Genomic DNA, 22100 nt, shown 5'->3' on the forward strand with positions numbered 1-22100 from the left:
GTGTACGCTATTGTGCATTCGAAACTTACTCTATGTGCGACTTACAGAGGTATTGAATGAAACGTGCAGTGATTACTGGCCTGGGCATTGTTTCCAGCATCGGTAATAACCAGCAGGAAGTCCTGGCATCTCTGCGTGAAGGACGCTCAGGGATCACTTTCTCTCAGGAGCTGAAGGATTCCGGCATGCGTAGCCACGTTTGGGGCAACGTAAAACTGGATACCACTGGCCTCATTGACCGCAAAGTTGTGCGCTTTATGAGCGACGCATCCATTTATGCATTCCTTTCTATGGAGCAGGCAATTGCAGATGCTGGCCTCTCCCCGGAAGCTTACCAGAATAACCCGCGCGTTGGCCTGATTGCAGGTTCCGGCGGCGGCTCTCCGCGTTTCCAGGTGTTCGGCGCTGACGCAATGCGCGGCCCGCGCGGCCTGAAAGCGGTTGGCCCGTATGTGGTCACTAAAGCGATGGCATCTGGCGTTTCTGCCTGCCTCGCCACGCCGTTCAAAATCCACGGCGTTAACTACTCCATCAGCTCCGCGTGTGCGACTTCCGCACACTGTATCGGTAACGCAGTAGAGCAGATCCAACTGGGCAAACAAGACATCGTGTTTGCTGGTGGCGGTGAAGAGCTGTGCTGGGAAATGGCTTGCGAATTCGACGCAATGGGCGCGCTGTCTACCAAATACAACGACACCCCGGAAAAAGCCTCCCGTACTTATGACGCTCACCGTGACGGTTTCGTTATCGCTGGCGGCGGCGGTATGGTGGTGGTCGAAGAACTGGAACACGCGTTGGCACGTGGTGCTCATATCTACGCTGAAATCGTTGGCTACGGCGCAACGTCTGATGGCGCAGACATGGTTGCTCCGTCTGGCGAAGGCGCAGTGCGCTGCATGAAGATGGCGATGCACGGTGTTGATACCCCAATCGACTACCTGAACTCCCACGGTACTTCGACTCCGGTTGGCGACGTGAAAGAGCTGGCGGCTATCCGTGAAGTGTTCGGCGATAAGAGCCCGGCGATTTCTGCAACCAAAGCAATGACCGGTCACTCTCTGGGTGCTGCTGGCGTACAGGAAGCTATCTACTCTCTGCTGATGCTGGAACACGGTTTTATCGCCCCGAGCATCAACATTGAAGAGCTGGACGAGCAGGCTGCGGGTCTGAACATCGTGACCGAAACGACCGATCGCGAACTGACCACCGTGATGTCTAACAGCTTCGGCTTCGGCGGCACCAACGCCACGCTGGTAATGCGTAAGCTGAAAGATTAATTCGGAGTAGGTCGGATAGGACGCGTCAGCGTCGCATCCGACGATACGCGGCAATGCTGCCTCCAGCACTAAAGAATAAGGGAACCCGATGGTTCCCTTTTTCACATCATTGACAATCGCCGCCTGTTCCAGGCAAACTTCCCGCTTTGTCGATTTCCTTCTGAAAAGACGTACGCGTTAAATCCTGCCAACGCACCGTAACCCTGAAAACCAGAGAGATGAGACGGGGAGACTCCTCGCCTTGCGCTGCATTCTGGAGTAATGCATGACTGCTGTAAGCCAAACAGAAACACGATCTTCTGCCAATTTTTCGCTCTTCCGCATCGCTTTTGCGGTTTTTCTCACCTACATGACCGTAGGGCTGCCGTTGCCGGTTATCCCGCTGTTTGTTCATCATGAACTGGGCTATGGCAACACCATGGTCGGGATTGCCGTCGGCATTCAGTTTCTGGCTACGGTGCTGACGCGTGGCTACGCCGGACGACTGGCCGATCAATATGGTGCAAAACGCTCGGCGCTTCAGGGCATGTTCGCCTGTGGTCTGGCTGGCGGCGCGCTGCTGCTGGCGGCGCTTTTGCCTGTCTCCGCACCGATTAAATTTGCTCTGCTGGTCGTCGGGCGTTTGATTCTTGGTTTTGGCGAAAGCCAGTTGCTGACGGGCGCTTTGACCTGGGGATTGGGCATTGTCGGGCCGAAACACTCAGGCAAAGTGATGTCGTGGAACGGGATGGCGATTTATGGCGCACTGGCGGTGGGCGCACCGCTTGGCTTGTTGATTCATAGCCATTACGGTTTTGCCGCACTGGCGCTTACGACAATGGCATTGCCTTTACTGGCGTGGGCTTGTAACGGCACAGTCCGCAAAGTACCGGCAATGGCGGGAGAACGTCCATCGCTGTGGAGCGTTGTCGGACTTATCTGGAAACCGGGTCTTGGTCTGGCGCTTCAGGGCGTTGGCTTTGCGGTTATCGGAACCTTTGTATCGCTCTACTTTGCCAGCAAAGGATGGGCGATGGCAGGTTTTACACTCACCGCATTTGGCGGCGCATTTGTCGTGATGCGCGTGATGTTCGGCTGGATGCCAGACCGTTTTGGCGGCGTGAAAGTGGCGATTGTCTCTTTGCTTGTCGAAACGGTAGGTTTGTTGCTGCTCTGGCAAGCGCCTGGCGCGTGGGTGGCATTAGCTGGTGCGGCGTTAACCGGGGCAGGGTGTTCACTTATCTTCCCGGCGCTTGGTGTGGAAGTGGTTAAGCGCGTTCCGTCTCAGGTTCGCGGTACTGCGCTCGGCGGTTATGCGGCGTTTCAGGATATCGCCCTCGGTGTTTCCGGGCCACTGGCAGGTGTCCTGGCGACCACATTTGGCTACTCGTCGGTATTCCTTGCCGGGGCGATATCGGCGGTGCTGGGGATTATCGTGACGATACTGTCATTTCGTCGTGGTTAACTCAATAACCAGACCAACATCACGATGATGGCGGTCAGCAATATCCACAGGCTGGGGCGCATGGCCATTTCTTGCATCGTGTTAATGAATGGCGTAAAGGGATTGAGTAACGGTTGAATATCTCGCGGTTCAATCCCATTCACCCGCCGTTGATAAAGCTGGTTGAGGATATCCTCGGCCTGTGCGGAAGTCAGGGCTGATTGCTGAGAAAGGCCATATTTTTGCTCAACATAGCTCGATAATACTGTCAACTCGCTGGCATCCAGTGGCTGTTTTAGCGCCATCTGAAGCGACTCCAGCGTCGGTGTATTTTGCTGACTTAACACCTGGCGTGCCTGCAACCAGGTAACCAGGTGGGTAAACATTTTGGCCGGGATCAACTCACCATTTTTTACCCCAGAAAGTTCCAGCATAGATTGCCAAATCTGTTTGCTGGGTTCTCCTGTTGCCGCCGCGAGTTTAGTCACCAGTTGCTTAAGCGTATTGTGTTCTGCCGGTAGCAAAGGGCGATCGGTCGCCTGGCGCTGTTGCGGCTGCGGGATAACCATCTTCCCTTCCTGTAACAGCGTCAGGACGGTTTTTAATTGCTCCGGTGAGAGTTGATTCAGCGGCGTCTGACCAAAGTTATGACGAATGTAATCTGTGACCGCCTGACGATTATTCCCCAGCCGTAAATACTCGCTCAATTGCGCCAAAAGCTGGCGGACAGAATGGCTTTCTTGCGCGGCCAGTAAACGTTGTGCAAGGTTTTGTTCTGCGGCGGGGAAATTGCGTGAAAGTAACGGTGAATCGCCCGGCAGACCGATGTCGTGCTTTATACCGGCCCACAATTCCGCGCTCTGCTGTTGCGTCAGCGAAGTCACTTTGGTTATCAAACTTTCCAGCACTGTACGTTGTAAGCTGGATAAAGGCTGATTGCCTGCGCCAGACGACAGTTTATCCCCCTGACCCGGTGGTTGCCCAGGAGGGGCGGAAATTGGTTGTATCATTACGTATCCTTATACCTGAAATCATCGCAAGTATGCCTGGCCGCGAGATTATGGCACACTTGTCCGGTTAACTCTCGTTCTCATACAGGTACCACAAACGTGAAAATCCTTGTTGATGAAAATATGCCTTATGCCCGCGAATTATTTAGTCGTCTGGGGGAGGTGAAAGCGGTTCCGGGGCGTCCAATTCCAGTTGCTGAACTGGATGATGCAGATGCTTTGATGGTGCGTTCGGTCACGAAAGTGAATGAATCTTTGCTGGCAGGAAAACCGGTAAAATTTATTGGCACCGCGACCGCGGGGACGGACCATGTCGATGAAGCGTGGTTAAAGCAGGCGGGAATTGGTTTTTCTGCTGCACCTGGCTGCAATGCGATTGCGGTAGTGGAATATGTTTTCTCGTCACTGCTGATGCTTGCTGAACGCGATGGATTTTCACTGCACGAGCGTACCGTGGGGATCGTGGGCGTCGGCAACGTCGGGCGACGGTTACAGACACGGCTGGAAGCGTGGGGGATCAAAACATTGCTTTGCGATCCACCACGCGCCGATCGTGGGGATGAGGGGGATTTCCGTCCTCTTGATGAACTGGTCGCGCAAGCAGACATTCTGACTTTCCATACGCCACTCTTTAAAGATGGTCCGTACAAAACGCGGCATCTGGCGGATGAAAAACTGATTCGCAGCCTGAAGCCGGGGGCAATTCTGATTAACGCCTGCCGTGGTGCCGTTGTCGATAATACCGCACTGCTGACCTGCCTGAATGAAGGTCAGAAGTTAAGCGTGGTGCTGGATGTCTGGGAAGGCGAGCCAGAACTCAACGTCGAGCTGCTGCAAAAAGTGGATATCGGCACGCCGCATATCGCGGGCTATACCCTCGAAGGTAAAGCGCGTGGCACAACGCAAGTGTTTGAAGCCTACAGCAAGTTTATTGGTCATGAACAGCACGTGGCGTTGGATACTTTACTGCCCGCGCCGGAGTTTGGCCGCATCACGCTGCATGGTCCGATCGATCAGCCGACGCTAAAAAGGCTGGTGCATTTGGTGTATGATGTGCGCCGCGACGATGCGCCGTTGCGTAAAGTCGCCGGAATACCGGGTGAGTTCGATAAACTGCGCAAAAATTACCTTGAGCGCCGTGAATGGTCGTCTCTGTATGTGATTTGTAATGACGCCAGTGCGGCATCATTACTGTGTAAACTGGGTTTTAACGCCGTTCATCATCCGGCTCGTTAATCTCTTCTTCATGCTCTCTGCTGTAACATAGGCAGGGAGCTTTGCATTTTCTGGAGTAAACCACCATGTCTGAAGGCTGGAACATTGCCGTCCTGGGCGCAACTGGCGCTGTGGGCGAAGCCCTGATTGAAACGCTGGCTGAACGTCAGTTCCCGGTTGGGGAAATTTATGCACTGGCACGTAACGAAAGCGCAGGCGAACATCTGCGCTTTGGTGGTAAGACAATCACCGTGCAGGATGCTGCCGAATTTGACTGGACGCAGGCGCAACTGGCGTTTTTTGTCGCAGGCAAAGAAGCGACCGCGACCTGGGTTGAAGAAGCAACCAACTCAGGCTGCCTGGTTATCGACAGCAGCGGATTGTTTGCTCTCGAACCCGACGTACCGCTGGTGGTGCCGGAAGTAAACCCGTTTGTACTTGCTGATTACCGTAACCGTAATGTCATCGCCGTACCGGACAGCCTGACCAGCCAGCTGCTGGCTTCTCTGAAACCGTTAATCGATCAGGGCGGGTTGTCGCGTATTAGCGTTACCAGCCTGATTTCAGCCTCCGCACAGGGCAAAAAAGCGGTCGATGCGTTAGCGGGGCAGAGTGCGAAATTGCTCAACGGCATTCCGATTGACGAAGAAGATTTCTTCGGACGTCAGCTGGCGTTCAACATGCTGCCGTTACTGCCGGACAGGGAAGGTAGCGTGCGCGAAGAACGTCGTATCATCGATGAAGTGCGCAAAATCATGCAGGACGAAGGGCTGATGATTTCGGCAAGCGTCGTGCAGGCACCGGTATTTTACGGTCACGCTCAGATGGTTAACTTTGAAGCTCTGCGTCCGCTGGCGGCAGAAGAAGCGCGTGATGCGTTTGCTCAGGGCGAAGATATTGTGCTCTCTGAAGAGAACGAATTCCCGACTCAGGTAGGGGATGCTTCGGGTACGCCGCATCTTTCTGTGGGCTGCGTGCGCAATGATTACGGTATTCCAGAGCAAATCCAGTTCTGGTCGGTGGCCGATAACGTCCGTTTTGGCGGCGCACTGATGGCAGTGAAAATCGCCGAGAAACTGGTGCAGGAGTATCTGTACTAATGTCCGACCAGCAACAACCGCCAGTTTATAAAATTGCGCTGGGCATTGAGTACGACGGCAGTAGGTATTACGGCTGGCAACGGCAGAACGAAGTCCGCAGTGTGCAGGAGAAGCTGGAAAAGGCGCTCTCCCAGGTGGCGAACGAGCCCATCACCGTCTTCTGCGCCGGGCGTACTGACGCAGGCGTACATGGCACCGGGCAGGTAGTGCATTTCGAAACCACCGCGCAGCGCAAAGACGCCGCGTGGACATTAGGCGTAAATGCGAATTTACCTGGTGACATCGCCGTGCGTTGGGTTAAAGCTGTACCTGATGATTTTCATGCCCGATTTAGCGCCACGGCTCGCCGTTATCGCTACATCATCTACAATCATCGGCTGCGCCCGGCGGTGTTGAGTAAAGGTGTGACCCACTTCTACGAACCGCTGGATGCCGAACGGATGCATCGGGCTGCGCAATGCTTGTTGGGCGAGAATGATTTCACCTCATTTCGCGCGGTGCAGTGCCAGTCCCGAACGCCGTGGCGCAACGTTATGCATATTAACGTCACGCGACATGGTCCTTATGTGGTGGTAGATATCAAAGCGAATGCCTTTGTACATCATATGGTGAGGAATATTGTCGGTAGCCTGATGGAAGTAGGCGCCCACAACCAGCCAGAGAGTTGGATAGCAGAGCTGTTAGCGGCAAAGGACAGAACGTTGGCGGCAGCAACGGCGAAAGCGGAAGGGCTGTATCTGGTTGCGGTAGATTACCCTGACCGATTTGATCTTCCAAAACCGCCAATGGGCCCGCTGTTTCTGGCGGACTAATGAGAATAATGCTCTAAAAATTTCAGGCTGTAGCCAATGCAGTTACAGCCTGAGAAATGAAGAGTACAAGGCATAGGCAATTATGGACCTGATTTATTTCCTCATCGATTTTATTTTGCATATTGATGTGCATCTGGCGGAACTGGTCGCAGAGTACGGCGTCTGGGTTTATGCCATTCTGTTTTTGATTCTGTTCTGTGAAACCGGGCTTGTGGTAACGCCATTCCTGCCTGGTGATTCGTTGCTGTTTGTCGCTGGCGCGTTGGCATCTCTGGAGACTAATGATCTCAACGTCCATATGATGGTGGTACTGATGTTGATTGCTGCAATTGTGGGTGATGCGGTCAACTACACCATTGGGCGGTTATTTGGTGACAAACTGTTCAGTAATCCGGATTCGAAAATTTTCCGTCGTAGTTATCTTGATAAGACTCATCAGTTTTACGAGAGACATGGCGGCAAAACAATTATTCTCGCCCGTTTTGTACCGATCGTCAGAACGTTCGCGCCGTTCGTTGCGGGAATGGGCCACATGTCGTATCGTCATTTCGCCGCTTTTAACGTGATTGGTGCACTGTTGTGGGTACTGATTTTTACCTACGCAGGTTATTTCTTCGGCACGCTCCCTTTCATTCAGAGTAACCTTAAACTGATGATTGTTGGCATTATTTTTGTTTCAATATTGCCTGGGGTTTTCGAATTTATTCGTCACAAACGCGCAGCGGCACGCGCCGCAAAATAAAAAGTAACTCCGCGGTTCGACCACTTTTTTATCCAAAGTTTCGGGCTGTTATGTTTTAATGTGCAACATTCATGGTCTGTTGGGGGCAAAAATGGCATTATGCGTCCCCAAAGATAAAACTGGCATCGAACCAGGTTCAGACAGAAAGGTCCCTAATGAGCTGGATTGAACGAATTAAAAGCAACATTACTCCCACCCGCAAGGCGAGCATTCCTGAAGGTGTGTGGACTAAGTGTGATAGCTGCGGTCAGGTTTTATACCGCGCTGAACTGGAACGTAATCTTGAGGTCTGTCCGAAGTGTGACCATCACATGCGTATGTCGGCGCGTAACCGCCTGCATAGCTTGTTAGATGAAGGCAGCCTTGTGGAGCTGGGTAGCGAGCTTGAGCCGAAAGATGTGCTGAAGTTCCGTGACTCCAAAAAGTATAAAGACCGTCTGGCCTCTGCGCAGAAAGAAACCGGCGAAAAAGACGCGCTGGTGGTGATGAAAGGCACTCTGTACGGTATGCCGGTTGTCGCTGCGGCATTCGAATTCGCCTTTATGGGCGGTTCAATGGGTTCAGTGGTTGGCGCTCGTTTCGTGCGTGCCGTTGAGCAAGCGCTGGAAGATAATTGCCCGCTGATCTGCTTCTCCGCTTCTGGTGGCGCACGTATGCAGGAAGCGTTAATGTCGCTGATGCAGATGGCGAAAACCTCTGCGGCACTGGCGAAAATGCAGGAGCGCGGGTTACCGTACATTTCTGTACTGACCGACCCGACTATGGGCGGTGTTTCTGCAAGCTTCGCGATGCTGGGCGATCTCAATATTGCTGAACCGAAAGCGTTAATCGGCTTTGCCGGTCCTCGCGTTATCGAACAGACCGTTCGCGAAAAACTGCCGCCAGGATTCCAGCGCAGTGAATTCCTGATCGAGAAAGGCGCCATCGATATGATCGTCCGTCGACCGGAAATGCGCCTGAAACTGGCTAGCATTCTGGCGAAGCTGATGAATCTGCCAGCGCCTAATCCTGATGCGCCGCGTGAAGGCGAAGTGGTGCCACCGGTGCCGGATCAGGAACCAGAGGCCTGATAACTGATAAGGGCAGGGCCACTGGCTCTGCCCTTTTGCTATTTATTCTCCCCGTAACGAATCAGCGGATACCATGATTATCAAACGCACTCCTCAAGCCGCGTCGCCTCTGGCTTCGTGGCTTTCTTATCTGGAAAACCTGCACAGTAAAACTATCGATCTCGGCCTTGATCGCGTCAGCCAGGTTGCGGCGCGTCTTGGCGTCCTTAAACCTGCACCGTTTGTGTTTACCGTTGCGGGAACTAATGGCAAAGGCACGACCTGCCGTACGCTGGAGTCGATTCTGATGGCGGCAGGGTACAGGGTGGGGGTCTACAGTTCGCCGCATCTGGTGCGTTATACCGAGCGCGTTCGTATACAGGGCAAAGAACTGGCGGAGTCGGCTCATACAGCTTCTTTTGCCGAGATTGAGGCCGAGCGCGGCGATATTTCTTTGACTTATTTTGAATACGGTACGCTGTCGGCATTGTGGTTGTTCAAAGAGGCGCAACTCGATGTGGTGATTCTGGAAGTAGGTCTGGGCGGTCGTCTGGATGCGACTAACATTGTCGATGCTGATGTTGCCGTGGTAACCAGTATCGCGCTGGATCATACCGACTGGCTGGGGCCAGATCGTGAAAGCATTGGTCGTGAGAAAGCGGGGATCTTCCGCAGCGAAAAACCGGCAATCGTCGGTGAACCGGAAATGCCTTACACCATTGCCGATGTAGCACAGGAGAAAGGCGCACTGTTGCAACGTTGTGGCGTTGAGTGGAATTATTCCGTCGCTGACCATAACTGGTCATTTACCGACGCTCACGGCACGTTGGCGGGGTTACCGTTGCCACTTGTCCCGCAACCGAATGCCGCAACAGCGCTGGCGGCACTGCGTGCCAGCGGCCTGGAAGTCAGTGAAAAGGCAATTCGCGACGGTATTGCCAGCGCAATTTTGCCTGGACGTTTCCAGATTGTGAGCGAGACGCCACGCGTTATTTTTGATGTCGCCCATAATCCTCATGCGGCGGAATATCTTACCGGACGCATGAAAGCGTTACCGAAAAACGGGCGCGTGCTGGCGGTTATCGGTATGCTACATGATAAAGATATTGCCGGAACACTGGCCTGGTTGAAAAGCGTGGTTGATGACTGGTATTGTGCGCCACTGGAAGGGCCGCGCGGTGCCACGGCAGCACAACTGCTTGAGCATCTGGGGAACGGCAAACCATTCGATAGCGTTGCGCAGGCATGGGAAGCCGCAATGGCGGACGCTAAACCGGAAGATACCGTGCTGGTGTGTGGTTCGTTCCATACGGTCGCACATGTCATGGAAGTGATTGACGCGAGGAGAAGCGGTGGCGAGTAAGTTTCAGAATCGGTTAGTTGGCACTATTGTGCTGGTAGCTCTGGGAGTTATTGTGCTTCCAGGATTGCTTGATGGGCAGAAAAAACATTATCAGGATGAGTTTGCAGCGATCCCGCTGGTGCCGAAAGCGGGCGATCGTGACGAACCAGATATGATGCCAGCCGCCACTCAGGCGTTGCCGACACAGCCGCCAGAAGGCGCGGCAGAAGAGGTGCGGGCAGGTGATGCCGCAGCGCCTTCGCTCGACCCGACAACCATTGCGGCCAATAATACCGTGTTTGAACCTGAGCCTGCACCGGTCGCTCCACCGAAACCGAAACCGGTGGATCCGCCTAAGCCGAAGGTTGAAGTGCCGCCCCCGCCGAAGCCAGAACCGAAACCGGTTGTTGAAGAAAAGGCAGCGCCGACGGGTAAAGCCTATGTTGTGCAACTGGGCGCGCTGAAAAATGCCGATAAAGTGAATGAGATTGTCGGTAAGCTGCGTGGCGCGGGATATCGGGTTTATACTTCGCCGTCGACGCCAGTGCAGGGTAAAATCACCCGTATTCTGGTTGGGCCAGATGCCTCAAAAGATAAGCTGAAAGGATCGCTTGGCGAACTGAAGCAGATCTCTGGTTTGAGCGGCGTGGTTATGGGCTACACGCCGAATTAATACGGTTTTACCTGATGCGACGCCAGCATGTCTTATCAGGCCTGTGCTGGAGCAGAACTGTAGGTCGGATAAGGCGTTCACGCCGCATCCGACAGCCGTTACCTGATGCGACGCTAGCGCGTCTTATCAGGTCTACGCAGGGGTAGAACTGTCGGTCGGATAAGGCGTTCACGCCGCATCCGACAGCCGTTACCTGATGCGACGCCAGCGCGTCTTATCAGGCCTACGCAGGGGTAGAACTGTCGGTCGGATAAGGCGTTCACGCCGCATCCGACAGCCGTTGCCTGATGCGACGCCAGTATGTCTTATCAGGCCTGTGCTGGAGCAGAACCGTAGGTCGGATAAGGCGTTCACGCCGCATCCGACAATGGTTGCCCGATGCCGCAAAGGCATAAAAAGTCGATGGCGTTGAATTTTTTTTCAGCGCCATTTTTATTGATGCGCGGGAAGGAAATCCCTACGCAAACGTTTTCTTTTTCTGTTAGAATGCGCCCCGAACAGGATGACAGGGCGAAATCGTGGGACACATATGGTCTGGATTGATTACGCCATAATCGCGGTGATTGCTTTTTCCTCTCTGGTTAGCCTGATCCGCGGCTTTGTTCGTGAAGCGTTATCGCTGGTGACATGGGGCTGTGCTTTCTTTGTCGCCAGTCATTACTACACTTACCTGTCAGTCTGGTTTACGGGCTTTGAAGACGAACTGGTTCGAAATGGGATTGCCATCGCGGTACTGTTTATCGCTACCCTGATCGTTGGTGCTATCGTGAACTTCGTGATAGGCCAGCTGGTGGAGAAAACGGGGTTGTCAGGCACCGATCGGGTGCTGGGCGTCTGTTTCGGTGCGTTGCGCGGTGTGTTGATTGTTGCTGCCATTCTCTTCTTTCTCGACTCCTTTACTGGAGTGTCGAAAAGCGAAGACTGGAGCAAATCACAGCTGATCCCGCAGTTCAGTTTTATCATCAGATGGTTTTTTGATTATCTGCAAAGCTCGTCAAGTTTCTTGCCCAGGGCGTAAGTGCTCTGAGATGTGGCTTAACGAGGAAAAAGACGTATGTGCGGTATTGTCGGTATCGCCGGTGTTATGCCGGTTAACCAGTCGATTTATGATGCCTTAACGGTGCTTCAGCATCGCGGTCAGGATGCCGCCGGCATCATCACCATAGATGCCAATAACTGCTTCCGTTTGCGTAAAGCGAACGGGCTGGTGAGCGATGTATTTGAAGCTCGCCATATGCAGCGTTTGCAGGGCAATATGGGCATTGGTCATGTGCGTTACCCTACGGCTGGCAGCTCCAGTGCCTCTGAAGCGCAGCCGTTTTACGTTAACTCTCCGTATGGTATTACGCTTGCCCACAACGGCAATCTGACCAACGCTCACGAGTTGCGTAAAAAACTGTTTGAAGAAAAACGCCGCCACATCAACACCACTTCCGACTCGGAAATTCTGCTTAATATCTTCGCCAGCGAGCTGGATAACTTCCGCCACTACCCGCTGGAAGCCGATAACATTTTCTCCGCCATTGCCGCGACTAACCGCCAAATTCGCGGCGCATATGCCTGTGTGGCGATGATTATCGGTCACGGTATGGTCGCCTTCCGCGATCCTAACGGTATTCGTCCGCTGGTACTGGGGAAACGCGATATCGACGAGAATCGCACAGAATATATGGTCGCTTCCGAAAGCGTTGCGCTCGATACGCTGGGCTTTGAGTTCCTGCGTGACGTCGCCCCAGGCGAAGCGATTTACATCACTGAAGAAGGGCAGTTGTTTACCCGTCAGTGTGCTGACAATCCGGTCAGCAATCCGTGCCTGTTTGAGTATGTTTACTTTGCCCGTCCTGACTCGTTCATCGACAAAATTTCCGTTTACAGCGCGCGTGTGAATATGGGCACGAAACTGGGCGAGAAAATTGCCCGTGAATGGGAAGATCTTGATATCGACGTGGTGATCCCGATTCCGGAAACTTCCTGCGATATCGCGTTGGAAATTGCCCGAATTCTGGGCAAACCGTACCGCCAGGGCTTTGTTAAAAACCGCTATGTTGGTCGTACCTTTATCATGCCAGGTCAGCAACTGCGTCGTAAATCTGTGCGCCGTAAATTGAACGCCAACCGCGCTGAGTTCCGCGATAAAAACGTCCTGCTGGTCGACGACTCCATCGTGCGCGGCACCACCTCTGAACAAATTATCGAGATGGCACGCGAAGCCGGAGCGAAGAAAGTGTACCTCGCCTCTGCGGCACCGGAAATTCGCTTCCCGAACGTTTATGGTATTGATATGCCGAGTGCCACGGAACTGATCGCTCACGGCCGTGAAGTGGATGAAATTCGCCAGATCATCGGTGCCGACGGTTTGATTTTCCAGGATCTCAACGATCTGATCGAAGCCGTTCGCGCTGAAAATCCGGATATCCAGCAGTTTGAATGCTCGGTGTTCAACGGCGTCTACGTCACCAAAGATGTTGATCAGGGCTACCTCGATTTTCTCGATACTTTACGTAATGACGACGCCAAAGCATTGCAACGTCAGAACGAAGTGGAAAACCTGGAAATGCATAACGAAGGATGATGCCTTCACTCAGGGTGCCAGTCTGGCACCCTGACTTGCAACTCCCGCCGAAATCCTGCAAAGTCTGCCAGCAAGTCTGACAGGGCAACTCTCTATGAAACGACTCATTGTAGGCATCAGTGGTGCCAGCGGCGCGATTTATGGCGTGCGCTTATTACAGGTTCTGCGCGATGTCACAGACATCGAAACGCATCTGGTTATGAGCCAGGCGGCGCGCCAGACCTTATCCCTCGAAACGGATTTTTCCCTGCGCGAAGTGCAGGCGTTAGCCGATGTAACTCATGATGCGCGCGATATTGCTGCCAGCATCTCTTCTGGTTCTTTCCAGACGCTGGGCATGGTGATTTTACCCTGTTCAATCAAGACCCTTTCCGGCATTGTCCATAGCTATACCGATGGCCTGTTGACCCGCGCGGCAGATGTGGTGCTGAAAGAGCGTCGCCCGTTGGTGCTCTGCGTGCGTGAAACACCGTTGCACTTGGGCCACCTGCGTTTAATGACTCAGGCGGCTGAAATCGGTGCGGTGATTATGCCTCCCGTTCCGGCGTTTTATCATCGCCCGCAATCCCTTGATGATGTGATAAATCAGACGGTTAACCGTGTTCTTGACCAGTTTTCGATAACCCTTCCCGAAGATCTCTTTGCCCGCTGGCAGGGCGCTTAACTCCGCTGTTGCCCTGTTTCAGGGCAATTTTGCAACCGCGATCAAATCCTCGACATTTTGTTCCTTCCATTGAATCGAAACGCTGCGATTCAACCGCCATACCTGCTATCTTCAATTTCAGGACAATAATGCAACGTCTTATTAACATATTTTACGTTGAATGTTGCTGCTGTCGGCAAGATGGCATAAGACCTGCATGAACGAGCCTGCAAACACACAACACAATACACAATATAAAAAAGCCATTTCACTTGAGGGTTATGTATGAAGAAGTCGATTCTCGCTCTGTCTTTGTTAGTCGGTATCTCCGCAGCAGCTTCCAGCTACGCGGCGCTGCCGGAGACGGTACGTATCGGAACGGATACCACCTATGCACCGTTCTCATCGAAAGATGCCAAAGGTGACTTTGTTGGCTTTGATATCGATCTCGGTAACGAGATGTGCAAACGGATGCAGGTGAAATGTACCTGGGTTGCCAGTGACTTTGACGCGCTGATCCCCTCACTGAAAGCGAAAAAAATCGACGCTATTATTTCGTCGCTCTCCATTACCGATAAACGTCAGCAGGAGATTGCTTTCTCCGACAAGCTGTACGCCGCGGATTCCCGTCTGATTGCCGCTAAAGGTTCGCCGATTCAGCCAACGCTGGATTCACTGAAAGGTAAACATGTCGGAGTGCTGCAAGGCTCCACTCAGGAAGCCTACGCTAACGATACCTGGCGCAGTAAAGGTATTGATGTTGTGGCCTATGCCAACCAGGATTTAGTCTATTCCGATCTTGCTGCGGGGCGTCTGGATGCTGCGTTACAAGATGAAGTCGCCGCCAGTGAAGGATTCCTTAAGCAACCTGCCGGTAAAGAGTTCGCCTTTGCAGGCCCATCAGTGAAAGACAAAAAATACTTCGGTGACGGTACCGGTGTCGGGCTGCGTAAAGATGATGCCGAACTGACAGCCGCCTTTGACAAAGCGCTTGGCGAGCTGCGCCAGGATGGTACTTACGACAAGATGGCGAAAAAGTACTTCGATTTTAATGTCTATGGTGACTGATACGTCGCAGGGAAGCTGCACCTGATAGCGTCATTATCATGGTGCATTATAGGTTTGTTGCACTATCGTGGTGCATTGAAATGCATACTTAAGCAATTTTAATGAAAAATAATACGATTAACGGGCCAGGATATTTTGCCTTGTTGGTCAATTTTATGGCACGATAAGTGTAACAAACCTGTAAATATTCCCTATTAAAAGACTGTCAGTTGAGGACATTATGAAAAAACTGGTGCTATCGCTCTCTCTGGTTCTGGCCTTCTCCAGCGCGACTGCTGCTTTTGCTGCTATTCCGCAAAATATTCGCATCGGTACTGACCCAACTTATGCACCGTTTGAATCAAAAAATTCACAAGGTGAATTGGTTGGCTTTGATATCGACCTGGCGAAGGAACTGTGCAAACGCATCAATACGCAATGTACATTTGTCGAAAACCCGCTGGATGCGTTAATTCCGTCATTAAAAGCGAAGAAGATTGACGCCATCATGTCATCGCTTTCCATCACCGAAAAACGTCAGCAGGAAATAGCCTTCACCGACAAATTGTACGCCGCCGATTCTCGCCTGGTTGTGGCGAAAAATTCCGACATTCAGCCGACAGTAGAATCGCTGAAAGGCAAGCGGGTGGGCGTATTGCAGGGCACGACCCAGGAGACATTTGGTAACGAGCACTGGGCGCCAAAGGGCATTGAAATCGTCTCTTATCAGGGGCAGGACAATATTTATTCTGACCTGACCGCCGGGCGTATTGATGCCGCGTTCCAGGACGAAGTTGCCGCCAGCGAAGGTTTCCTCAAACAGCCCGTCGGTAAAGATTACAAATTCGGTGGCCCGTCTGTTAAAGATGAAAAACTGTTTGGCGTAGGCACCGGCATGGGCCTGCGTAAAGACGATAACGAACTGCGCGAGGCACTGAACAAAGCCTTTGCCGACATGCGCGCTGACGGTACTTACGAGAAATTAGCGAAAAAGTACTTCGATTTTGATGTTTATGGTGGTTAATCGCCATCGGTGAAAGAAAGCCCGCTCCCTTCGGGTAACCGGAGGGAGACAAGAGGCGGTAATTCACCACACACGACAGGACAGGCAGCATGTTGTATGGGTTTTCAGGTGTTATTTTACAGGGTGCGCTCGTCACGCTGGAGCTGGCCATCAGCTCTGTAGTGCTCGCTGTAATCATCGGTTTAATTGGCGCTGGCGGTAAGCTTTCGCAAAATCGACTCTCGGGGCTGATTTTCGAAGGATATACCACGCTGATTCGCGGTGTGCCGGATTTAGTGTTGATGCTGCTGATATTTTACGGTTTGCAGATTGCGTTAAATACGGTGACGGAGGCGATGGGCGTCGGACAGATTGATATCGACCCGATGGTTGCCGGTATTATCACCCTGGGTTTTATTTACGGTGCTTACTTCACCGAAACGTTCCGTGGCGCGTTTATGGCGGTGCCGAAAGGACAAATAGAGGCGGCTACGGCGTTCGGTTTTACTCGCGGGCAAGTATTTCGGCGGATTATGTTTCCGGCGATGATGCGTTACGCTCTGCCGGGCATTGGCAACAACTGGCAGGTGATCCTCAAATCTACCGCTCTGGTTTCGTTACTCGGCCTGGAAGATGTGGTGAAAGCCACCCAATTGGCAGGCAAAAGTACATGGGAACCGTTCTATTTCGCCATCGTCTGTGGCGTGATTTATCTGGTTTTCACCACCGTTTCCAATGGTGTGCTGCTGTTCCTTGAGCGCCGCTACTCCGTGGGTGTGAAGAGGGCTGACCTGTGATCGAAATCTTACATGAATACTGGAAACCGCTGTTGTGGACCGACGGTTATCGCTTTACCGGCGTGGCGATTACCCTTTGGTTGCTGATTTTGTCAGTAGTGATAGGCGGAATTCTGGCGCTGTTTCTGGCGATTGGTCGCGTCTCAAGTAATAAATACATCCAGTTTCCAATCTGGTTATTTACCTATATTTTTCGCGGTACGCCGCTGTATGTTCAGTTGCTGGTGTTCTATTCCGGCATGTACACGCTGGAGATTGTTAAGGGTACCGAGTTTCTTAACGCTTTCTTCCGCAGTGGCCTGAACTGTACCGTGCTGGCGCTGACGCTTAACACTTGTGCTTACACCACCGAGATTTTTGCCGGAGCGATTCGCTCGGTGCCGCACGGGGAAATTGAAGCTGCCAGAGCCTATGGTTTCTCGACCTTTAAAATGTATCGCTGCATTATTTTACCGTCGGCGCTGCGCATTGCTTTACCGGCCTACAGCAACGAAGTGATCCTGATGTTGCACTCGACTGCGCTGGCGTTTACTGCCACGGTGCCGGATCTGCTGAAAATTGCCCGTGATATCAACGCCGCGACGTATCAACCTTTTACCGCCTTTGGCATTGCTGCGGTACTCTATTTAATCATCTCTTATGTCCTGATCAGCCTCTTTCGCAGAGCGGAAAAACGCTGGTTGCAGCATGTGAAACCTTCTTCAACGCACTGAGAATACGATGTCCGAGAATAAATTAAACGTTATCGATTTGCACAAACGCTACGGCGAACATGAAGTGCTGAAAGGGGTGTCACTGCAAGCGAACGCCGGGGATGTGATCAGCATCATCGGATCGTCGGGATCGGGGAAAAGTACCTTTCTGCGCTGCATTAACTTCCTCGAAAAACCGAGTGAAGGCTCGATCGTGGTTAACGGCCAGACTATCAATCTGGTGCGGGATAAAGACGGCCAACTCAAAGTCGCCGATAAAAATCAGCTGCGCTTGCTGCGCACACGCCTGACGATGGTATTCCAGCACTTCAATCTCTGGAGCCACATGACGGTGCTGGAAAACGTCATGGAAGCGCCCATTCAGGTGCTGGGCCTGAGCAAGCAGGAAGCGCGCGAGCGAGCGGTGAAATATCTGGCGAAGGTCGGCATAGACGAACGTGCGCAGGGGAAATATCCGGTGCACCTTTCTGGCGGTCAGCAACAGCGTGTTTCCATCGCAAGGGCGCTGGCAATGGAACCAGAAGTTCTGCTGTTTGATGAACCTACATCGGCCCTTGACCCAGAGCTGGTGGGCGAAGTGCTGCGCATTATGCAGCAGCTGGCGGAAGAGGGGAAAACGATGGTGGTGGTAACCCACGAAATGGAATTTGCTCGCCATGTCTCCACACATGTTATTTTCCTCCATCAGGGGAAAATCGAAGAAGAGGGTGCGCCAGAACAATTATTTGGCAACCCGCAAAGTCCTCGTTTGCAACAGTTCCTTAAGGGATCGCTGAAATAATTTCCTCTCCGGTGGCTAATGCTGCCGGAGTATTTTCAAGGCTAATTTGCGAGTTGGCTTCCATTGACATGTATATATTGCAGTCCACTTAAAATAGTTCTGAATTCGCTGTCCAGATATAAAAACTGCCTGCTGCATTGCTTATAAAGGGTGGTTATTGTCTCGTCATCTTAAATTTGAGGGGTGACGGAACGCCATGACCATATCGACAACTTCCACACCGCATGATGTGGTATTTAAATCCTTTTTACGTCACCCGGACACCGCACGGGATTTTATTGATATTCACCTTCCTGCGCCGCTACGTAAACTTTGTGATTTATCGACGTTAAAACTGGAACCCAACAGTTTTATTGATGAAAACCTGCGGCAATATTACTCCGACATCTTGTGGTCAGTGAAAACTGATGAGGGGATGGGATATATTTATGTCGTCATTGAACACCAAAGTAAGGCGGAAGAATTAATGGCTTTTCGCATGATGCGCTATTCTATCGCGGCAATGCAAAACCATCTTGATGCAGGCTATAAAGAACTGCCTTTGGTGATCCCGATGCTGTTTTATCATGGTTGCAGAAGTCCTTATCCTTATTCTCTATGTTGGCTTGATGAATTTGCAGAACCTGCTATTGCCCGCCAAATTTATTCATCGGCTTTTCCGCTGATGGATATTACCGTAGTGCCGGATGACGAGATTATGCAACACCGCAAAATGGCGTTGCTGGAGTTAATGCAGAAACATATTCGCCAGCGCGATCTGTTGGGATTAGTCGATCAAATAGTTTCTCTGCTTATTACAGGCAACACTAATGACAGGCAGCTAAAAGCCCTGTTTAATTACGTATTACAAACGGGGGATGCCCAGCGCTTCCGCTCATTTATTGGTGAGATAGCGGAACGTGCACCACAAGAAAAGGAGAAACTGATGACCATTGCTGACAGATTACGTGAAGAAGGCGCAATGCAGGGCAAACACGAAGAAGCCCTGCGAATTGCTCAGGAGATGCTGGAAAAAGGATTTGACCGCGAAGTCATCCTGATGTTGACCCGACTTTCGCCAGACGACCTTTTGGCGAAAAGCCACTAATTCTGAATTACCAGGGACTAACTGGCGGATGTTCGCGGTAAACCACATCAGCGAACGACATCTGCCAGCGCCTCGTCTAAATCGTACCAGCGAAACGCAAACCCCGCTTCTTCCAGCCTTTTAGGTAACGCGCGTTGTCCACCTAACACCAGAACTGAAGATTCGCCCATTAACAGCCGAATGGCGGTCGCGGGGACGCGCATAATTGCCGGGCGATGCAGTACATGGCCGAGCGCATGGGAAAATTGTTCATTGCGTACCGGGTAGGGGGCAACCATATTAAACGGTCCGCGTAGATCGTTATCCAGCAGCCAGAGAATCCCGTTGACCATATCATCGATATGAATCCAGGCCAGATACTGCCGACCAGAGCCAATAGGGCCACCTAAACCGAGGCGAAACGGCGGCAGCATTTTGCCGAGAATACCGCCATCTGGTGCCAGTACCACACCGGTACGCAGCAGGCACACTCGCGTTTTGTCGCTTTGCGCCCGACAGGCAATTTCTTCCCAACGAGCGCAGAGTTTATGGGTAAATTCGTTATGCGGAGCTTCTTCTTCGGTAACTACAACTTCACCTAAATCACCGTAATATCCCGTCGCCGAACCAGAAATAAGGACCGACGGCGGTGTGTCGCTGGCGTTAATTAAATCCACCAGTTTTTGCGTAATATTCCAGCGACTTTGGCACAGTAGGTCTTTTTGCTCGTGAGTCCAGCGTTTGTCGGCAATCGGTTCGCCAGCCAGGTTGATTACCGCGTCAACGCCGTTGAGGTTGCTTTGATTGGCAAGCCCTTGCCATAGTGTCACCTGAGGGCCGAGGATTGAACTGGCTTTCTGCGGGTTACGCGTCACCACTGTGACCTGATGGCCCAATTCCAGCAAACGCGGGATTAAATGGCGACCAATTAATCCCGTCCCTCCGGTGATCACTATATTCATGCAGCCTCCCGATATGGCGGTTAACGCTGCCAGCTCAAGGTCATTGATACCGAATCGGCGTAGCGCAACGCGTGCAGTTTATCGATCTCCACTTCAGCATAGGTTACCCAGTGATGTTCACGTGCGATATCGAGCACATCCTGAGTTAATTTTTCCAGCAAAGAGAAACGGTTATTCTCCACGTGTTGAATGATGTTTTTGGTGACGGTGCGATAGTTCAGCGCGTCATTAATATCTTCACTGGTACGCGCTTTATCGGCGGGGTAGTGGATCGTGACATTGATAACGATATCCTGACGGTTGTTAATCTCTTCGTCCTTAATTCCGATAAATGTACGTAAACGAAGGTTCTTTATACGAATAATAGCGGCAGGTTGTGACATTGCAGGTTCCCTGTTGTTTTACTTAGACAGGAATAATACACGAGAACCTTTCTCAGTTAACTATCTGAGATCTCATCATTCAATTGAGCCTTTAATAGTGATTGCCCGGTGGCAGGGCGCGAACGGATCCGCTCATGCCAGTTCTTCGCTGCCGGGTACATAGCAAGGTCAATCCGCTGACGAGCATATGCATTTACCCACGGCCAACAGGCAATATCCGCAATGCTGTAATCTTCGCCGCCAAGCCAGGGGGCGTTTTCCAGGCGCTTATTGAGTACGTGATACAGACGCTGGGTTTCAACCTGATAACGTTCAATAGCGTAAGGAATAGTCTGTGGCGCAGCATGATTAAAATGATGATTCTGTCCGAGCATTGGCCCCAGGCCGCCAACCTGCCAGAATAACCATTGTAAGGTGGTGGCGCGCTCACGCGGGTCGTGACTTAAAAATAGTCCCGTTTTCTCTGCCAGATACAACAAAATTGCACCTGACTCAAAGAGGTTTAACGGTTCGCCGCCATCAGTCGGTGAATGATCAACAATTGCCGGAATCTTATTGTTCGGCGATATGCGCAAAAACTCCGGGCGAAACTGACTGCCTTTCCCCAGGTCAACCTTGATTAAACGATATTCCAGACCAGCCTCTTCGAGAAACAGCGTAATTTTGTGGCCATTTGGGGTAGGGGCGTAATAGAGATCGATCATTGCAGCTCCGGTTGTCTAATAATCTGAACATCTCAAGTATAGAAACCCCGGAGACTCGCGTGAGTTTTCATCAAGTAACAGTGACAAAAAGGCTCTATAGTTTGAGAGCAAGCCCCTTTATCGCCGAGGATATAATGAGTAAACCCGCTATCACGCTTTGGTCAGATGCCCATTTTTTCTCACCCTACGTGTTATCCGCCTGGGTGGCGTTGCAGGAGAAAGGACTACCTTTTCATATAAAGACTATCGACCTTGACAGCGGTGAACATTTACAGCCGACGTGGCAAGGTTACGGGCAGACACGCCGCGTGCCTTTGTTACAGATTGATGATTTTGAGTTGAGTGAATCCTCTGCCATAGCGGAATATCTGGAAGACCGTTTTGCGCCGCCGACCTGGGAACGCATTTATCCATTAGATCTGCAAAACCGGGCGCGTGCACGGCAAATTCAGGCATGGCTGCGGAGCGACCTGATGCCTCTGCGTGAAGAGCGTTCGACGGATGTCGTTTTTGCTGGCGTAAAAAAAGCACCGCTAACGGCGGAGGGAAAAGCCAGCGCGCAGAAACTGTTCGCAATGGCAGAACATTTACTGACGCATAACCAGCCTAATTTGTTTGGCGAGTGGTGCATTGCCGACACTGATTTAGCGCTAATGATTAATCGTCTGGTGCTGCACGGCGATGAGGTGCCGGAGCGTCTGGTGGATTATGCGGCATTCCAGTGGCAGCGGGCTTCAGTTCAGCGTTTTATTGCACTTTCAGCAAAGCAATCTGGCTGATAGCAGC

Annotated in this window: 23 protein-coding genes; 19 read left to right on the forward strand and 4 right to left on the reverse strand. The window is 52.0% G+C overall.

All coding sequences use genetic code 11. The features are described 5' to 3' along the window. The first annotated feature begins 56 nt into the window (after positions 1 to 56). Together fabB and D9736_RS00725 are read left to right on the forward strand one after the other, a co-directional pair. Entirely contained in the window at positions 57 to 1277 is a 1221-nt protein-coding gene (gene fabB / locus D9736_RS00720) for a beta-ketoacyl-ACP synthase I (RefSeq protein WP_000817178.1), read from the forward strand. A 265-nt stretch (positions 1278 to 1542) separates the two neighbouring features. Beyond that, the gene (locus tag D9736_RS00725; protein ID WP_130207268.1) at positions 1543 to 2721 is read left to right on the forward strand and encodes an MFS transporter; all 1179 of its coding nucleotides are present in this window, start codon (positions 1543 to 1545) and stop codon (positions 2719 to 2721) included. Here D9736_RS00725 and flk read toward each other — a convergent pair. Then, positions 2718 to 3710 carry a flagella biosynthesis regulator Flk gene (flk, locus tag D9736_RS00730; RefSeq protein ID WP_130216936.1) on the reverse strand — a complete coding sequence of 331 codons (993 nt, stop codon included), beginning with the start codon at positions 3708 to 3710 and terminating at the stop codon, positions 2718 to 2720. The genes D9736_RS00725 and flk overlap by 4 nt on opposite strands. A gap of 99 nt (positions 3711 to 3809) precedes the next feature. On the opposite strand from flk, the gene pdxB reads away from it, so the two are divergent. The 16 genes from pdxB to D9736_RS00810 all read left to right on the forward strand — a co-directional run bounded on the left by pdxB (position 3810) and on the right by D9736_RS00810 (position 19286). Then, on the forward strand, positions 3810 to 4946 hold the full coding sequence (pdxB, locus tag D9736_RS00735; protein WP_130257455.1) for a 4-phosphoerythronate dehydrogenase PdxB: 1137 nt from the start codon (positions 3810 to 3812) through the stop codon (positions 4944 to 4946). A gap of 65 nt (positions 4947 to 5011) precedes the next feature. Continuing rightward, complete coding sequence (locus tag D9736_RS00740) at positions 5012 to 6025, forward strand: aspartate-semialdehyde dehydrogenase (RefSeq protein ID WP_130257456.1); 1014 nt, start codon at positions 5012 to 5014, stop codon at positions 6023 to 6025. Continuing rightward, positions 6025 to 6837: a tRNA pseudouridine(38-40) synthase TruA gene (gene truA / locus D9736_RS00745; protein ID WP_001283597.1), complete on the forward strand. Its 813-nt coding sequence runs from the start codon at positions 6025 to 6027 to the stop codon at positions 6835 to 6837. The genes D9736_RS00740 and truA overlap by 1 nt, the downstream gene beginning before the upstream one ends. An 82-nt stretch (positions 6838 to 6919) precedes the next feature. After that, positions 6920 to 7579: a DedA family protein gene (locus D9736_RS00750; protein WP_000364330.1), complete on the forward strand. Its 660-nt coding sequence runs from the start codon at positions 6920 to 6922 to the stop codon at positions 7577 to 7579. 155 nt (positions 7580 to 7734) lie between these two features. Beyond that, positions 7735 to 8649 carry an acetyl-CoA carboxylase, carboxyltransferase subunit beta gene (accD, locus tag D9736_RS00755; RefSeq protein ID WP_064526523.1) on the forward strand — a complete coding sequence of 305 codons (915 nt, stop codon included), beginning with the start codon at positions 7735 to 7737 and terminating at the stop codon, positions 8647 to 8649. A gap of 73 nt (positions 8650 to 8722) precedes the next feature. After that, complete coding sequence (folC, locus tag D9736_RS00760) at positions 8723 to 9991, forward strand: bifunctional tetrahydrofolate synthase/dihydrofolate synthase (protein ID WP_130257457.1); 1269 nt, start codon at positions 8723 to 8725, stop codon at positions 9989 to 9991. Continuing rightward, a complete protein-coding gene (gene dedD / locus D9736_RS00765) occupies positions 9981 to 10643 on the forward strand; it encodes a cell division protein DedD (protein WP_130207256.1) in 663 nt (220 codons plus the stop codon). The genes folC and dedD overlap by 11 nt, the downstream gene beginning before the upstream one ends. A 529-nt stretch (positions 10644 to 11172) precedes the next feature. Beyond that, the gene (cvpA, locus tag D9736_RS00770; RefSeq protein ID WP_000262113.1) at positions 11173 to 11661 is read left to right on the forward strand and encodes a colicin V production protein; all 489 of its coding nucleotides are present in this window, start codon (positions 11173 to 11175) and stop codon (positions 11659 to 11661) included. A 36-nt stretch (positions 11662 to 11697) separates the two neighbouring features. Then, the gene (purF, locus tag D9736_RS00775) at positions 11698 to 13215 is read left to right on the forward strand and encodes an amidophosphoribosyltransferase (protein WP_130207254.1); all 1518 of its coding nucleotides are present in this window, start codon (positions 11698 to 11700) and stop codon (positions 13213 to 13215) included. Positions 13216 to 13309: 94 nt separating this feature from the next. Then, positions 13310 to 13879, forward strand: a complete 570-nt coding sequence (gene ubiX, locus D9736_RS00780) for a flavin prenyltransferase UbiX (protein WP_130257458.1) — start codon at positions 13310 to 13312, stop codon at positions 13877 to 13879. A 264-nt stretch (positions 13880 to 14143) separates the two neighbouring features. Continuing rightward, positions 14144 to 14926 (forward strand): lysine/arginine/ornithine ABC transporter substrate-binding protein ArgT, encoded by a 783-nt coding sequence (gene argT, locus D9736_RS00785; protein WP_064526540.1) that lies wholly within the window; start codon positions 14144 to 14146, stop codon positions 14924 to 14926. A 220-nt stretch (positions 14927 to 15146) separates the two neighbouring features. Next, a complete protein-coding gene (gene hisJ, locus D9736_RS00790) occupies positions 15147 to 15929 on the forward strand; it encodes a histidine ABC transporter substrate-binding protein HisJ (RefSeq protein ID WP_130216948.1) in 783 nt (260 codons plus the stop codon). Positions 15930 to 16018: 89 nt separating this feature from the next. After that, positions 16019 to 16705: a histidine ABC transporter permease HisQ gene (hisQ, locus tag D9736_RS00795; protein ID WP_064526547.1), complete on the forward strand. Its 687-nt coding sequence runs from the start codon at positions 16019 to 16021 to the stop codon at positions 16703 to 16705. Then, the gene (locus tag D9736_RS00800; RefSeq protein WP_000569948.1) at positions 16702 to 17418 is read left to right on the forward strand and encodes an ABC transporter permease; all 717 of its coding nucleotides are present in this window, start codon (positions 16702 to 16704) and stop codon (positions 17416 to 17418) included. Before hisQ ends, D9736_RS00800 begins: the two co-directional genes overlap by 4 nt. A gap of 7 nt (positions 17419 to 17425) precedes the next feature. Then, positions 17426 to 18199: a histidine ABC transporter ATP-binding protein HisP gene (hisP, locus tag D9736_RS00805; protein ID WP_130216950.1), complete on the forward strand. Its 774-nt coding sequence runs from the start codon at positions 17426 to 17428 to the stop codon at positions 18197 to 18199. A gap of 196 nt (positions 18200 to 18395) precedes the next feature. After that, a complete protein-coding gene (locus D9736_RS00810) occupies positions 18396 to 19286 on the forward strand; it encodes an Rpn family recombination-promoting nuclease/putative transposase (protein ID WP_130257459.1) in 891 nt (296 codons plus the stop codon). Positions 19287 to 19333: 47 nt separating this feature from the next. Here D9736_RS00810 and D9736_RS00815 read toward each other — a convergent pair whose 3' ends face one another. From D9736_RS00815 to yfcG, 3 genes are read right to left on the reverse strand one after another with little or no spacing between them, the layout of a single operon-like run. Further along, positions 19334 to 20227, reverse strand: a complete 894-nt coding sequence (locus tag D9736_RS00815) for a TIGR01777 family oxidoreductase (RefSeq protein ID WP_130216954.1) — start codon at positions 20225 to 20227, stop codon at positions 19334 to 19336. A gap of 20 nt (positions 20228 to 20247) precedes the next feature. Further along, positions 20248 to 20610, reverse strand: coding sequence for a dihydroneopterin triphosphate 2'-epimerase (gene folX, locus D9736_RS00820; RefSeq protein ID WP_130207240.1), 363 nt, complete (start codon positions 20608 to 20610; stop codon positions 20248 to 20250). Positions 20611 to 20666: 56 nt separating this feature from the next. Then, positions 20667 to 21314 carry a GSH-dependent disulfide bond oxidoreductase gene (gene yfcG / locus D9736_RS00825; RefSeq protein ID WP_130216956.1) on the reverse strand — a complete coding sequence of 216 codons (648 nt, stop codon included), beginning with the start codon at positions 21312 to 21314 and terminating at the stop codon, positions 20667 to 20669. 134 nt (positions 21315 to 21448) lie between these two features. Between yfcG and yfcF the strand changes: the two genes are divergently transcribed. After that, entirely contained in the window at positions 21449 to 22093 is a 645-nt protein-coding gene (gene yfcF, locus D9736_RS00830; protein ID WP_130216958.1) for a glutathione transferase, read from the forward strand. Positions 22094 to 22100: the final 7 nt, after the last annotated feature.

The sequence above is a fragment of the Escherichia sp. E10V10 genome (assembly GCF_004211985.1).
Lineage (GTDB): Bacteria > Pseudomonadota > Gammaproteobacteria > Enterobacterales > Enterobacteriaceae > Escherichia.